Annotated in this window: 14 protein-coding genes and 1 pseudogene; 9 read left to right on the forward strand and 6 right to left on the reverse strand. The window is 45.2% G+C overall.

The window, feature by feature from the left end; genetic code table 11:
* Position 1 precedes the first annotated feature (1 nt).
* The 3 genes and pseudogenes from N5P32_RS11310 to N5P32_RS18245 form a co-directional block, all read right to left on the reverse strand.
* On the reverse strand, positions 2–940 hold the full coding sequence (locus tag N5P32_RS11310) for an ABC transporter permease (RefSeq protein WP_265729170.1): 939 nt from the start codon (positions 938–940) through the stop codon (positions 2–4).
* Positions 937–1917, reverse strand: coding sequence for an ABC transporter permease (locus tag N5P32_RS11315; protein WP_265729171.1), 981 nt, complete (start codon positions 1915–1917; stop codon positions 937–939). Before N5P32_RS11315 ends, N5P32_RS11310 begins: the two co-directional genes overlap by 4 nt.
* 75 nt (positions 1918–1992) lie before the next feature.
* Positions 1993–3709: pseudogene (locus N5P32_RS18245) on the reverse strand (ABC transporter substrate-binding protein).
* 42 nt (positions 3710–3751) lie between these two features.
* On the opposite strand from N5P32_RS18245, the gene N5P32_RS11325 reads away from it, so the two are divergent.
* From N5P32_RS11325 to N5P32_RS11355, 7 genes are all read left to right on the forward strand, one after another.
* On the forward strand, positions 3752–4351 hold the full coding sequence (locus N5P32_RS11325) for an acyl carrier protein phosphodiesterase (protein WP_265729172.1): 600 nt from the start codon (positions 3752–3754) through the stop codon (positions 4349–4351).
* A 283-nt stretch (positions 4352–4634) separates the two neighbouring features.
* The gene (gene ylqF / locus N5P32_RS11330) at positions 4635–5651 is read left to right on the forward strand and encodes a ribosome biogenesis GTPase YlqF (RefSeq protein ID WP_265729173.1); all 1017 of its coding nucleotides are present in this window, start codon (positions 4635–4637) and stop codon (positions 5649–5651) included.
* A gap of 11 nt (positions 5652–5662) precedes the next feature.
* On the forward strand, positions 5663–6043 hold the full coding sequence (locus N5P32_RS11335; protein WP_265729174.1) for a YacL family protein: 381 nt from the start codon (positions 5663–5665) through the stop codon (positions 6041–6043).
* Positions 6044–6111: 68 nt separating this feature from the next.
* Positions 6112–6711 (forward strand): hypothetical protein, encoded by a 600-nt coding sequence (locus N5P32_RS11340; RefSeq protein WP_265729175.1) that lies wholly within the window; start codon positions 6112–6114, stop codon positions 6709–6711.
* Positions 6712–6897: 186 nt separating this feature from the next.
* Complete coding sequence (locus tag N5P32_RS11345) at positions 6898–7119, forward strand: hypothetical protein (protein ID WP_265729176.1); 222 nt, start codon at positions 6898–6900, stop codon at positions 7117–7119.
* Between the two features lie 65 nt (positions 7120–7184).
* The gene (locus N5P32_RS11350) at positions 7185–9242 is read left to right on the forward strand and encodes a fatty acid cis/trans isomerase (protein ID WP_265729177.1); all 2058 of its coding nucleotides are present in this window, start codon (positions 7185–7187) and stop codon (positions 9240–9242) included.
* Positions 9243–9362: 120 nt separating this feature from the next.
* Positions 9363–10349, forward strand: a complete 987-nt coding sequence (locus N5P32_RS11355; RefSeq protein ID WP_265729178.1) for an LLM class flavin-dependent oxidoreductase — start codon at positions 9363–9365, stop codon at positions 10347–10349.
* Between the two features lie 70 nt (positions 10350–10419).
* Here the strand turns inward: N5P32_RS11355 and N5P32_RS11360 are convergent, their stop codons facing one another.
* Entirely contained in the window at positions 10420–11346 is a 927-nt protein-coding gene (locus N5P32_RS11360; RefSeq protein ID WP_265729179.1) for a lysophospholipid acyltransferase family protein, read from the reverse strand.
* A complete protein-coding gene (locus tag N5P32_RS11365) occupies positions 11339–12142 on the reverse strand; it encodes a 3-deoxy-D-manno-octulosonic acid kinase (RefSeq protein ID WP_265729180.1) in 804 nt (267 codons plus the stop codon). The genes N5P32_RS11360 and N5P32_RS11365 overlap by 8 nt, the downstream gene beginning before the upstream one ends.
* Before the next feature lie 57 nt (positions 12143–12199).
* On the opposite strand from N5P32_RS11365, the gene N5P32_RS11370 reads away from it, so the two are divergent.
* The gene (locus N5P32_RS11370) at positions 12200–13210 is read left to right on the forward strand and encodes a glycosyltransferase family 9 protein (RefSeq protein WP_265729181.1); all 1011 of its coding nucleotides are present in this window, start codon (positions 12200–12202) and stop codon (positions 13208–13210) included.
* On the opposite strand, the gene N5P32_RS11375 is transcribed toward N5P32_RS11370, so the two are convergent.
* Positions 13203–14162 (reverse strand): methylenetetrahydrofolate reductase, encoded by a 960-nt coding sequence (locus N5P32_RS11375; RefSeq protein WP_265729182.1) that lies wholly within the window; start codon positions 14160–14162, stop codon positions 13203–13205. The genes N5P32_RS11370 and N5P32_RS11375 overlap by 8 nt on opposite strands.
* A 208-nt stretch (positions 14163–14370) precedes the next feature.
* On the opposite strand from N5P32_RS11375, the gene N5P32_RS11380 reads away from it, so the two are divergent.
* Positions 14371–14907 carry a DUF1285 domain-containing protein gene (locus N5P32_RS11380; RefSeq protein WP_265729183.1) on the forward strand — a complete coding sequence of 179 codons (537 nt, stop codon included), beginning with the start codon at positions 14371–14373 and terminating at the stop codon, positions 14905–14907.
* Positions 14908–14928: the final 21 nt, after the last annotated feature.

Here is a 14928-nt window from a genome sequence, read left to right on the forward strand (position 1 = left end):
ATTAGTCTTTATACGTCCTTGGATTTAGATGGTCGCGCAACCAATCGCCCAGTAAATTCATGGCCAAAATTAAAATAATCAAAGTGACGCTAGGAATCACACAAATCCACCATGAGCCTGCAAACATGTAGGCGAAGCCTTCGGAAATAAGTGACCCTAATGACGGCTCAGTCGCGGGCATTCCCAAGCCTAAAAACGACAGTGCGGCTTCGGCGACAATAGCGTTAGCAATTTGGACAGTGAAGATAACCAGAATGGGCGATAAGGTGTTGGGCAAAATGTGTCGAAACATAATGCGTTTTGAGCTGATTCCCATCACTCGCGCCGCATCGACATACTCTTGCTGCTTCTCCGCTAACACAGAGGCTCGAATAGTACGGGCAAAAAGCGGCCACTCGGTTAAACCAATAACAAGAATCAAGATGACCATGGCCAGTTGTTGGTAACGCGCCATACCAAACAAGGATTGGAAGATGGCTAAAAACACAATGGCCACCATCATATTGGAAAAAGACAGTTGAATGTCTGCACAGCGCATTAAAAAATTGTCGATACGGCCACCTAAATACCCCGCCACCAGACCAATGCAGATGCCTAAGGTGGCCTGAATCAAAACAGCGCAAATGCCGATGGTGAGTGAAAGTCGCGTGCCATATAAAATAACCGACAGTAGGTCGCGACCTTGGGCGTCTGTGCCTAATAGGAATCGGCTGTCTCCACTGATCCAGCTAGGGGCAATCTCGGAATTCATCAAATCCATAAACGCAGGGTCGACAATATCAAAGGGGGCAACCAAGGGAGCCAGTAGGGCAACAAGGCAATAGAAGAGAAAGATAATCAGCGCCAACATGGCCAGTTTGTCGCCAACAAAACCCGATAAAATATGGCTCCAGCGGCTGCCAGAAACCGGATGAATGAGGTCTTTTTTCGAGTACTTCATAGTCCATGGCTCGCTAAACGTACGGTGGGGTTTACTAAGCCGTAGATCAAATCCACTAACGTGTTGGTAATTACAAAAATTCCACCAACAACGATCAAATAGGCCGAAACCAGTGGCGTGTCTACCCGACTTACAGCGTCCATGAATAAGAATCCCATCCCTGGCCATTGAAAAATTGTTTCTGTCAAAATGGTATACGCAACCAGTGTTCCAGCTTGAATGCCACCGACCGTAATGACAGGCAGCATGGTGTTTTTTAAGGCGTGGACAAAATAAATTCGTGGCGCTGACAGCCCCTTTGACCATGCAAACCGAATGTATTCAGACTGCAACACTTCCATCATTTCGGCACGGATTAGGCGAACAAAAATAGGCATTAGGGCAATGGCAAGGGATAAACTTGGTAACAGTAAATGTTTTAAACCGTCTTTGGTGACGAGCCCACTTTCCCATAGGCCGAATACTTCGGTGGTTTGGCCCCGACCAAAGCTGGGCACCATGTTTAATTCTATCGAAAATATGTAGACCATTAGAATGGCGATGATAAAAATAGGCACGGAAAGCCCTATAGAACTGATGACCATCAGCAATCGAGATAGAATGTGTTTGGGCTTTATAGCAGCAAGAACGCCGCATGGAGTGGCCACAAGAATGACAATAATAATGGCGCAAAGTGCCAGTTCTAATGTGGCAGGAAGCTTTTCTAAAATCACATCAAGGGTGGGTTCTTTATAGTAATAGGAAGTGCCAAGATCGCCTTGAACAGCGCCCTTCGCAAACCGCCAATACTGAACAAAGAAGCCGTCATTTAGCCCCAGTTCATTGCGCAGTTGATTGCGTTCTTCTGGCGAGACAGTCATGGCCACCATTTGCTGAACGGGGTCACCTAATTTGTCTTGGATAGAAAAACTGATCACACTGATAATGACCATAACAAAGCAGGCTTGCATGAGGCGACGCAGTAAAAAAATCAGCATAAGGTGAGGGTGCTTCCACTGGTCAATAACGGGTTTTCTATCCGACTAAACACGCTCACAAGTTGACGGTGTTGATTATTCTTCAATGAATAAGTCTCCTATATGAGGGTAGTTTTGATCGTTCACGATGTCTTTGATTTTGACTTTGTCTTTTGCTGCCCATGTCAATGACTGCCAATACAGCGGCACGATGGCGGCATCCTTGTATAAGGTGCGTTCTATTTGCTGCAAAAGTCTAAGGCGCCGTTCGGGGTTCATCTCTCGGTTTGCTTGGCGAATGTCATCGTCAATGTTAAACCTACAATATTCGCTGGCATTATAAGCGCCCATGCCGGTTTTGGCATCTGTGCAGGCAATAATAAATTCAAATAAATTGTTGGAATCCATGGTGTCTGACTGCCAGCCGAGCATCATCATGTCGGCACTGCGGTTATCAAACTCTTTGAAGTATTGAGCTTTCGGTAGGGTTTTAAGGTCGACAACAATGTGGATTTTAGACAGCATGGCGCTGATTGCTTGTGCGACTTTTTCGTCACTCATATAGCGGTTGTTAGGGGCCATCATGCTGATTCTAAAGCCGTCTTCGTATCCGGCTTCTTTCATTAATGCCAAAGCTTCAGTGATGTTATATTCAGGCTCTAAGTTGTTGATGTGGCCTAAAAAGCGGTCTGGGCTTAACTGGCCTGCAGGCGTTGCGTAACCTTTTAGTATTTTGTCGACAATAAGGGATTGGTTAATGGCAAGGTTAATGGCTTTTCTGACACGAATGTCTTGAAATTCTTTGCGGCGCTTTTGGTTCATGTGCAACAGTAAAATACGGGTGCTCGGCAGTGTTACTAGCTGGATATTGGGCACCTTTTGTGCGTTCGATATCAATGGGAGAAACAGGGAAAATAAAGTCTACGTCCCCTGACAGCAACGCTGCCAGTCGGGTCGAGTCAGTGCGAATGGGGGTTAAAATGACCTTGTCGACGTTACCAGCGGAGTCTTTGTCCCAATAATGCGGGTTGCGGTCTAGCTCCATGCGGCTTCCAAGCTCTCGGTTTACAAGAATAAATGGCCCCGTTCCAGAAACGTGCTGAGAGGCGAAGGTCTCACCGTACTTAATAATTTGATCTTGGTCTTGGTAAAACGTTTTATCCAACGGGAAAACGTAGGTCATGATGTTGAGCAGCAAAGGATTGGTATAGGTGGTGTGCACGTCAATGGTGTAATTGTCTACCATTGAAACCGTGTCTATCGTGTCGAACATGGCTCTAAAATCGGGAGACTTTTTTAAACGCTGTATCGTGTAAATGACGTCTTTGGCTGAAAATGGGTTTCCGGTACGAAAGGTCACGTTTTTACGCAGAAAAAAACGCATTGTATGGTTGTCAATTCTTTCCCATTTTGTGGCGAGTCGGGGTTCAAATTGACCATTTTGATCCCATCGTAATAAAGGGTCGAAAACAAGATGCGAAAATTGCAATGTGCTTTCAGATAGCTGTTCATGTGGGTCTAATGAAACGGGGTCGGTATCGAAAGCAATCTTAAGTGTGGTTGCCATGGCTTGGTTGCCTAAAGCGAATGCCAAGCAGCAGGCTATAATGACCTTTATTCTCATTTTCGTTGGTCTCGCGTTGGGTTTGGCTTTGTCGATGTCATGAATGTCATCCATACGCCGATGATTTTTATAGTGAGAGTATCTCAAGGGGCGTGAATCTTGACCATTAAGATGACAATTGAGCATTTTTACAAAAAATAGACTAAAAAGACAGCCAGTCCGCTGTGCGTTGACGCAATTGGATAACATTGTCTTTTCTCTTTTAACTGAGTTTTAACGATAAAGGCGTCTATGAATTATTTTGCACACCTTCACATTGCTTCACTTACTCACACCTCGTGGGTAGGCAATTTGTTGGGGGATTTTCCGGTCGATGCAGCACAGCTGGATGCGGATCTACTAATGGGGTGGCGTTTGCACCAAAAGGTGGACGTGATGGTGGATCAACATGATGCCAGTGTGCAGTTTCGTTCCATGCCAAGAAAAGGGCGTCGACGTTTTGCAGGAATAGTTCAAGATATCGCGATGGATTACTGGCTTATCCAGTATTGGGAACGCTTTAGCCAAACGCCTTTGGATGTTTTTTGCCAGCAGGCGTTGACTGGGTTGGTTCGCGATAAAGAACGTAGCCCAGAGCGCTTGAAAAATATGATCAGTTCTTTAGAAAAGGAGAATTGGCTGTCCAATTTAGGCACTGTTGATGGGGTGGAAAAAGCGTTATTTTCGATTATGCGACGTTGGCGGCACGGTGAGCATTTAAAGGCGTTTGTAGACGATTTGGAGCCAGTGATTGAGCAAGCTAGATTGCCATTTTTGAGCTTATATCCTGATTTGCTGGCGTTCGTTAACGAAGAAATGAAAAAAGCCGAGGCCACACACAGCCTCGGCTAACGGACCGTTCGACTATTGAATCTATAGTCAGTCCAATCGAGAGAACAACCAGACTAAGCGGAGTAAGCTCGGTGCAGATTCCTTGCTTTGCTTAATCTGGAATGGATGAGTATAGAGTGTTTGCTATAGCTTGCCTTGACTTGCGTCAGAGTTGTCTCTTTCAGAAGGTCAAATTCAAAGGCGAAGGTTCGTTTCTTTATAAGCAGAGTATTTTCTCTATCTTGTATGAAGTTGTGGTAGAATCCGCCACCGAAAAAAGCTTGGTTAAAAGGGGAGAGTTAGGGTGAGCGTTCAGTGGTATCCAGGACACATGAATAAAGCGCGTCGTGAAATCGAAGAAGTTATGACGCAAGTTGATATCGTGATTGAAGTGTTGGATTCCCGTATTCCTGACTCCAGCCAAAATCCTATGCTTAATACATTGCGGGGTGATGTACCTGTGCTTCGTCTTTTGAATAAAAAAGACTTGGCAGACAAAGCTCGACTAGACTTATGGTTAGAGCATTGGCGCGGTAGTGAGACCGTTTTAGCGCACCCCTTTTCGACGTTAGATAAAGCCGATGTGGCGAAAATCAGTCAGTGGGTTGGTCAAATGGTGCCTCATAGAGGAAGTGCTGAAAAACCAATCAGAGCCATGATTGCGGGAATTCCCAATGTGGGCAAATCCAGCCTGATGAACGCTTTGTTAGGGCGACGGGTCGCAAAAGTGGGGGATGAGCCCGCAGTGACCAAATCCCAGCAGAAGCTTAAAGTGACGAACGGTTTTCAAATCCTCGATACACCGGGGATTTTATGGCCCAAAATTGAAAACCCCGATGCCAGTTATCGTTTGGCGGTAACGGGCGCGGTGCGAGACACGGCGATTGATTACGAAGACGTGGCGTTGGCCGGGTTGAAGTTTTTTATTGCGGATTATTTGGATGCGTTGGTGACACGTTACAAGTTAAAAGATGTATCTACAGACCCATATGAAGTATTGAAAGTAATTGGTTCTAAGCGCGGTGCGTTGCGCTCAGGTGGTAAAGTTGACATGCACAAAGCGGCGGAGGTTTTTTTAAACGACGTCCGAACGGGGGCAATTGGTCCTTATGTAATGGAAACGCCTGAGATGATTGCGTTGGAAGAACGTATGGTTGAAGAGGCGAAAGCCAAAAAAGAAGCGGAGCGCCAAGCCAGATTAGCCGCAGCGATTCCACAGCGACAGCAAGCAAGCAACCGAGCTTATCGCGACAACCAAACACAACAGACAGATCAAGCTGGTGTTACTAAGCAAGATGAGAACATAGATGACAAGCAGTGAGGTTCACGGTCATGGATTATGAAATTGCCTTTGATCAGGACGAGAATGTGTATCGCATCCATACAGGGTATGAGTTTGCCGCCATCGGCGAATGGGTGTCAGAGTACGTTCGTGATAAAGAAAGTATTCAACGAGTGTTGGTTGCTGCTCGACTGGCAGAGACAGAAAAAGAGACCACTGAATTCAAACATGGTCCTTTTAATGTAATATTCAGTGAAGAGGGTGTATCGGTTTCTCGACAAATTGATCTGGCGTCGGCAGAAGAAGAAATCAAAGCCATGTTTGATACCCAGGACAGCTTTTATCAAACGTCGACGGATGGAATTCAAGCCGAATGTGGCTTGGATGACCTGATTAACATGATTGAAAACTGGCACGACGTGCTGCAGTAGTTGTTCCTTGCGCTGGCTAGGTTTACACTAGCGATTGTTTATTTTTTTACGTTTTTTAGGGAGCCGATATGCTCATCGAATTGGAAAAAGCCCGCACTCGAAACAATGTCGTTCGCATTTTTCGTGAAGAGTTGGACGGACCAGATAGCTGGACCGACGGTTTTGTTGTGGATGCCAATGAAGAAATGGTTTTGCTCCAATTGGTGGATGACAGTGTTCGTCTGAATGGTTATCAGATCCTGTTTTTGGAAGACATCAGCGACTTTGCTCATCCTGCTCCCTTTAATGATTTCCAGAAAAAAGTGTTGTCACTTCGTGGCGAAGAAGTTGTTGATCCTGAAGTAGAACTCGATGACTTGGCAGTTCTGCTGATCGATATTAGTGAAGAATTTGGTCTTGTTACCCTTCATCGCGAAGAGATTGAGCCAGACAGCTGTGAAATCGGACGCGTCATTCGTGCTGACGCAGTGACATACGAATTAGAAGAAATTGGTTCGGATGCGCGCTGGTTTGATGAAACCTTTGAATACGATCTTTATGATATCACTCGCATTGAATTTGGTGGGGCTTATGAAGAAGCTCTATTAATGGCCAATGACGATATGGGTGATGATGCTTATGAATTGTCGGATGAGTATCCTGATGACGGCATTGTAGACGACGAGTAAAAAGCCATAGCGTGTTGGTTTGTGTGTAAAATGCTGAAATAAAAAGCGCCGTTAAGGCGTTTTTTATTTTGTGCCTGCTGCTGATGAAATAAATGAATATTTTAATAATGCCGTATTGCGTTCTGTCTTGCTTTTGCGATGTTGCGTTCTAACAGAAAGATGAAATAAAAAAAGAGGATCTTTTTTATGTCTCGATGGCTGACGTTTGTTTGTCTGCTTACTTTGGTTTCTGGCTGTGCGGCTTATGCCACACATCAGTTTGATTCGGTATTCGGCGAACAAAATACAACCAATCGTGTTGTTGCTGTCAGCAATGAAGACGCCGCGTTTTATAATGACCAAGTTAAACCCATTTTGGACAGCCGTTGTGTTTCTTGTCATGCTGTTATGACGCCCCCTGTCAGCTGAAGTTTACCGCAGCGGGTGGAATAGAAAGAGGGGGCTCCAAAGAACTGGTTTATGATGGAACTCGTTTGTTGGCTTCGTCCCCGACACGATTGTTTATCGATGCCAAAAGCACTGAAGAGTGGCGATCTAAGGGCTTCCACCCGGTATTGAATGAAAGAGAGCAATCTCCCGCTGCCAATTTGCAAGGCAGTTTGTTGTATCGAGCGATAGCATTGCGAGCCAAGCAAGGCGCTTTTGATCAGCCTGTTTTGTCTGAGGATTATGACTTTTCTTTGGCTCGTGATCAGCAGTGCGTCAGTATCGAAGAATACAAGCAATTTGAACAAGATTACCCAAAATGGGGGATGCCATACGGTCTTCCTGCTTTGAATACGGAAGAGTACGATGTGCTGACCCGCTGGCTGGCAAAAGGTGGAAAAATGCCAGCAATGGCACAGATGCCTAGTGCAATGCAAGACAAGGTGGCGTTATGGGAGTCGCGTTTAAATGGTGACGACTTAAAAACGCAACTTGTCTCCCGTTATATTTATGAACACCTTTATTTATACAGTCTGTATTTAGATGGGGGTGAACAGTATCGTTTTCAGTTGGTGCGTTCTAAAACTCCGCCGGGGGAACCCATTGACCGGATCGCAACACGACGTCCGTATGACGCTCCGGGAGTGGATCACGTTTACTATCGTTTGTGGTTAGACCCTGAAGTGAAGGTTCAAAAAAACCATATTCCTTTGCAACTGGATGAAGCGAGATACGCTCGCTGGACATCGTATTTTTACGATGAACAGTATGACGTAACCAGAGACCCAGGCTATGAACCAGAAGTGGCCACGAATCCATTTAAAGCGTTTCGGGAAATACCCGCCCATGCGCGATATCGCTTTTTATTAGACCATTCTCAGAAGACCATCATGGCGTTTATTAAAGGGCCAGTGTGTCGTGGTCAAGTGGCAGTGAATGTGATTAATGAGCAGTTTTGGGTTTACTTTATTGACCCTGAAGCGCTGTATGGTAAAGGGTCAACTGACTATTTAGAGACTCAGGTGCAGAATTTGGACTTGCCTGCGGTTGGATCTAGTAATACCTTGCCGCTGGCGTCATGGGTTATTTTCTCAGAGCAACAAAAATCCTATTTGTCTGCTAAGGCGGCGTTAATAGAGGCCGATTCGGGTAAGACACCGCTCAATCTAAAATTGATTTGGGATGGGGATGGGGAAAATGATAATGCCGCGTTGACTATTTTTCGCCATTTTGACAACGCGTCCGTGGTTCAAGGGATGGTTGGGCAGCAGCCGAAAACCGCGTGGGTGATCGATTATCCGTTATTGGAGAGAATTCATTATTTGTTGGTGGCTGGCTTCGATGTGTATGGAAATGTTGGGCATCAGTTGGTCACGCGTTTGTACATGGATTTTCTGAGAATGGAAGGTGAGATGAACTTTCTTCTTTTCTTGCCAAAAGAAGACCGAGAGGCTATACGCAAGTATTGGTATCGAGACGCCAATCAGACCATTAAAGATTACATATTCAGTGATTACATTAAGGTCGATCGACAGTCAGAAGTGACATACACAACGGGTGATCACCAATCAGAGTTATATGAAAAGCTTAGAAGTAAGCTGACGGCCGTGTTGAATCATGGTTATGATTTGGATCAGAGTAAGCTACCTGCTGAACAAATAAACGCTTTGCATCATTTGCAAACGGTGCGTGGTGGTGGATTGGTGTATTTGCCTGATGTGGCTACGATATTGGTAACACAGCAAGGCAATCCCTTGGAAGTGATTAGTCTGATACACAATAAAGCACATGCGAATATCTCCAGTTTACTGGATGAAGAAGCGGCAGGGTTGCCGAACGAAGATGGGGTGACCTTGGCTAAAGGCGTGCTTGGAGACTATCCGAATGTCTTAATGCAGGTGGAAGTGTCTGAATTGTCGGATTGGGCAAACCAAGTGGCGGCTCTTAAAACACGAGCCGATTATTCAGCGTTACTTGATAGCTTTGGGATTCGCAGAACGCATCCTAATTTTTGGTTTGTCAGTGATGCTATTGCTAACCTGAATAAACTAGATCGGCCAAGAGAAAGTGGGATTTTGGACTACAACCGTTTGGAAAACAGATAAAAACTACTCTCGTCTTTTAAAGGCGGGTGAGCGCTTCTGCATTTTCTGCATGATTGCGGGCTTGCAGTGATAGAGAGAAGTCCCAAATAGTAGGCATAGTATTTATAGATAGGTAAATTTATGATCCCACTTTCGATTCTCGATTTAGCGCCGGTGGCTGATGGTCATTCGGTTGCTGAATCTTTGGCAATGAGCCGTAGAATGGTGATGGCTGCAGAAGAGCATAATTACGCTCGTTTTTGGCTTGCTGAACATCATGGTATGGCCGGTGTGGCAAGTTCTGCCACGTCCGTTGTGTTGTCTCATCTTGGTGCCGCAACATCAAAGATACGTATTGGTTCGGGTGGTGTTATGCTGCCAAATCATTCGCCTTTGGTCATTGCTGAGCAGTTTGGCACTTTGGCCGAATTATACCCAAATCGTATTGATTTAGGGTTGGGTCGAGCGCCCGGTACGGATATGCAAACGGCAAGAGCGTTGCGTCGCAATATGGATGCCTCCGTTGACAGTTATCCTGATGATGTTTTAGAGCTTCAGCGCTTATTGGGCGATGAGGAGCGAGGTGTCTTGGCTGTTCCTGGTCGAGGCACGCACGTTCCGCTATGGATGTTGGGCTCTAGCTTATACAGCGCCCAAGTCGCGGCTGAATTTGGTTTGCCTTATTCATTTGCTTCCCATTTTGCGCCAGATCAATTGATTCAAGCGCTTACCCTGTATCGTCGAAACTTCAAGCCTTCTGATCAATGTCCTCAGCCTCACACCATGGCTGGCGTAATGGCCGTTGTGGCGGATACGGATGAGGAAGCACGTTATTTATTTACTTCCGCTCAACAGCAGTTTGTGAATTTGCGACGTAATCGAAACCGCCCATTTGCCAAACCCGTGGATACGATGGACGGCATTTGGACGCCCAGTGAAAAGCACATGGTTGAACACATGCTGCAATACGCTATGGTTGGATCTAAAGAGTCTGTGGCGTTTCAGTTGTCTAGCTTCATTGAATCAACAAAAGTCGATGAGCTAATCATTTCTATGCCGGTTCATAATGCGGATGCTCGGCTGACATCATTGCGATTGATGGCTGAAGTTCGAGACAGTGTCTCTTAGGGGATGACTTAGTATAGGCTAGGATGGCGGAGATTAAGCCACTGAAAGTTTGTCTTTCAGTGGCTTTTCTTTATTTTGAATAAGGGCTTGGTGTGCCGGGGACCACTTGGGTTTTGAAGCGTCGGTGAGACCAAAAATATTGCTCTTTTTTGCTATTAATTTGAGACTCAATCAGTGCATTAATAGTGGTAGCGTCAGTGACTTCGTCGCCGGATGGATAATCTTCTAATTCAGTTAGAGAAAGAAAATAGCCTTTTTCAGTTCGACCATAGTCATACAGCAATATTGCCGCTTGGGTTGTTTTGGCTAACCGGCTGATGTGTGAAATAGTTGCGCAGTCACGCCCATAAAATGGGGCGAAAACTGAGTTTTTGCGGCCGTAATCTTGGTCAACGGCGTACCACACAGCTTTATTTTGTTTTAGTGATTTCATGACTTCTCGAACGTTGCTGCGTTCAATCGTTTTCGAAAAAATAGCTTGGCGCTGGCGCTCCATGACCCAGTTTATAACAGGGTTTCGTTGGAGCTTATAAATAGGGTGGACGTCAATGTATTGCGCCATGTGTGTACCGCAAAGATCTATTGAAGAAAAGTGCGCGCCAATAATGATGCAGCCTTTTCCTTTGCTGAGGGCTTTTTCAATGACATCTTGGTCGTTAAACGCGACTTTTGAGGCGGTGTTGTTTCTGTCTTGAAACCAAGTTGCAAACATTTCAAATACGCCAATGCCCATGCTTTTGAAATGCGCCTTAGCCAGTTTGGTTCTTTCTTTATCGGTCATGTCTGGAAAGCAAATCTTTAAATTTACATGGCAGATATTTTTGCGGTTTGAACTGAGTGCGTAGTGCACGCTGCCTAAAAGGTTGCCAAGCCATTTTTGACCAAACCAAGGAAGGAAGCTGAGTAAATAGGCGATACCTATGCCGATCCATGTAGGCCAATGCTTTGGGCCCAAAAAGTGAGAAATATTTTTATCGAGAGTGCTTTGTTTAGCCATGGTATCCCTCCAAAAAAGCCAGCCATTGCTTTTCTGATACGCGAAAATTTGAATGTTTATTGGATTCTTTGTCGAGTGAGCGTTTTAAACGGTCTATATTGGATTGCATCCATTCATCTTGCTGGGTTCTCTGCTCACATTTGTCAAAATCGATTACCCAAATTTTATTTTGTTTGTCTATCATGATGTTATGGCAGTTTAGGTCGGAATGGTAAATGCCATTCTCATGAAAGCGTTTGATGACGCTTCCAATGGCTTGCCAATTAACGTGTTCTTGTTGATCGCTCTTTATTATGTCGAAGAGATCTTTTGCATCGTCGATGGTTTCTGTTAAAAGCTGAGCCTGATAGAAACCGGTTGATACAGAGTATAGCCCTCCAATTGGCCGAGGCACAGGCAGGTTCAGCGCATTCATCTTTTCTAATAAGCTGAGCTCTAACCACGGGCGGGAGTTGCTTTTCCCAGTAAATAAAAAGCGACTTTTATTGAATTTGGCGATCAGTCCGCCTCTTCGGTATCGACGGAGCACAAAGCGACCAAATTCACTGTTGATGAACCATACTTCACCACGTCCATTTCCGGTGCCTGCAAGCGCATTCTTAGACTGCCAAAATGTAGGATCAAACCAACTTTCTGAGATCTGTAAGGCGGGATCGCTTGTTAGTAATACGGTGCTTGGCGATATGTTGATGGTTTGTGGCATGTTGCTCGCTTTGTCGTAGTCTTTAATTCGGCATAGTTTGCGACGTGTTTGCTCTCTAATGCCAATTTGGGGTGTGCCTATAAATTTGGACACATTCTAGAGCGACTATTCTATAATACTTGCCGAGTTTAAGCAGCCCTAGAGGAAGATATGCAGCAAGAGAATATTCAACATTTGGCCGTCGTTCGCTTATCTGCGCTGGGGGATGTGTGTCATGCCATGGCTGTGGTTCAATCTATAATGAAACGGCACCCTGCCATGTGTGTTACTTGGGTAACATCGCCTTTGGAGGCGAACCTAGTCCGTCTGCTTGATGGTGTTGAGGTTGTTGAATACGATAAAAAAACCGGTTTTACAGGTTTGTTGGCGTTGCGTTCTCAGCTAAAAGGACGCGTATTTGATGTGTTGTTGCACATGCAATGGTCTATTAGGGCAAGTCTAGTAACCCGTATGATCCGGGCGAAGAGGCGAGTAGGCTTTGCGCTGTCGCATTCGCGTGAAAAGCAGCATTGGTTTGTGAATGAATTTGCTCCAGAGCCAAAAGGTGATCATGTATTGGACTCCTTTTTGTCTATCGGAAGTGTGCTTGATGTCCATGAGCCGTCTTTACCCTGTGAGTTGGTGCTTCCTAAACAAGATTTGGGTCTACCCAACCGTTATGTGGTGATCAACCCGTCGGCTTCTAAAGCGGAGCGAAATTGGACGGTTGAAGGTTATCAGGCCGTATTAGACTGGTTTTTAAACAAAGAGATTTGTCCTGTCATAACAGGAGGGCCATCGCGCGACGAGCAACACTTTGCTGAGGTGGTTATCGGCGATAGAGGCGACGAAGTGATTAATTTGGTTGGCAAAACGCCGTTAAACAGTATGCTATCGGTGCTAAAAGGGGCGGAATTAGTGGTTTCGCCAGATACAGGGCCGGCGCATATGGCCACTTTGGTTGGAACGCCTGTGGTTGGTTTGTATGCACATTCAAATCCGCAGCGCACAGGTCCGTACCGAGACTTGGATAAGGTGGTCAGTGTTTACGGAGTATTGGCAGAAGAGGAATACCAAAAGCCAGTCTCAGAATTGCCTTGGTCAACCAGAGTGCATGACCCTAAGGCCATGCAACACATTCAGATTGATTCAGTGTTATCAAAGTTAGATGAGCTTATTTAGCCAGGGATTGTTCTGCTAATTTAAGGTCTAATGTCGCCTTGAGCAGTTTGTATAGCTGAATTGAGGCGTCAATTTCTTCTTTTCTATTGGTTAAGCTTTCGATATTCAAGCCAAGAGGAACGCCAAGTGGTAACGCTGTTTCGATAATTTGTTCTAGCGCGTTTCGACAGATTTTAATAGATTCTTCCAATGGTGCAGAAGCATCTAAAATACGGTGTTTGGTTGCGTCTGGTACTGAAATTCCTAACCATTCCATGAATTCAAGTGTTTTTGCACTTCCACATGGGGTGAACGTCAAAATAATACGTTTTGGTGCTTCGCCTTTTTCTTTGCATGTTCTTGCGTAGCGGCTGATTAGATCCGCCGTGGCTTGATGGTTGTAAACAGCCTGAGAAATAAAAAATTCGCATCCTGACTCAGATTTTTTCAATAGGCGTACATGTTCGTCGCCTTTTTTGGCATGACGCTCAGCAATGGTAACGCCACCAAGGTTGAAGTCGTGCGGTGATGCTTTTAGCGTTTCATAAGCTTGTGGTAACGGCAGTTTAATATCACCATTTGAAGAGGGTGAGCCAACCAACACCAAATCACGAATGCCATACTGTTCCCACGCTTCGGTTAACCAGCCAGAAAACTCCTCAGAGCTGCGTGATGAGACGGATTTGTATGTAATGACCGGCTTATCTGATTGCTGATGAAGGCGTTTTGACCATGCGCGTGGGTCGTGAGTTTCCATGAATGGAAACGGGCGAGGCTTGTCAATACGGCTTGTTTCGTCTTGTATGTCGTAGACAATTAAACCGTCTACTTCGATGTTATTAAGACGTTCAATCAGCTTCTGGCTTACTAGGCTTAATTGTTCTTCTTCTAAAGAAGATTTTGGCGGTGTTGTGCCGATGAAGTAGACGCCACGGCTTGGGTCTTGAAACTTAGTTGCTAATTCCGATTTCATAATGTCACACTTCTGAATAAGGTAAAGAGGACAGAGAATTGTTGGCTCTGTCACATTGTTTGTTGTGGCTATTCTAACAGTGAAATGCATTCAAGGCTTTGCCCTCAAATTGAATAATATTGTAGTTGGTGTGAGGTAAGTTAATTCTGTTAGGTATCAACGCGGTGGCCTGCGAGCTCGGACTCATCATAAAGAGGAGGAAATAATCATGATGGATTTAAAAGGTTTACCAGAAACGACGGCCAGTTTGCCTCCTGTGCATACATGGACGCCGCCATTTTGTGGTGACATGGATCTTGTCATAAAGGCAAATGGTGAATGGATTCATGAAGGTGGCAAAATAAAACGCCCGGCGATGGTAACTATGTTTAGCCGTATTTTGTGGTTTGAAAAGGGCGAGTACTTTTTAGTAACGCCGGTTGAAAAGGTTCGAGTTCAGGTTGAAGATGCGCCTTTTTTGGTGGTTGGTTGGCAGTGGGTCGACAGTGAGCTGGGTAAGGCTATTGAATTTGTTACTCATACAGACGACCGCCTGGTGTTGGGTGTTGGTTGTGATTTGTGGATGGCGTTTTTTCAGAATGAAGAGCGTCCCTATGTCTCAATGCGTTACGGAATGAAGGCGTTGGTGGGTAGAAATGTCTTTTATGATCTTGCTGAGTATCTTGAACCGGTAAAAACATCAGAGGGCGAGGGTATTGGCCTTATTAGTGCCGGTAAAAGCTACCTTTTAATGAAAGATGAATAACGAATTTTCACGCTCCTAGGT

Origin of the sequence: Marinomonas pontica, assembly GCF_026191375.1 — a bacterium.
Taxonomy (GTDB): Bacteria; Pseudomonadota; Gammaproteobacteria; order Pseudomonadales; family Marinomonadaceae; genus Marinomonas; species Marinomonas pontica.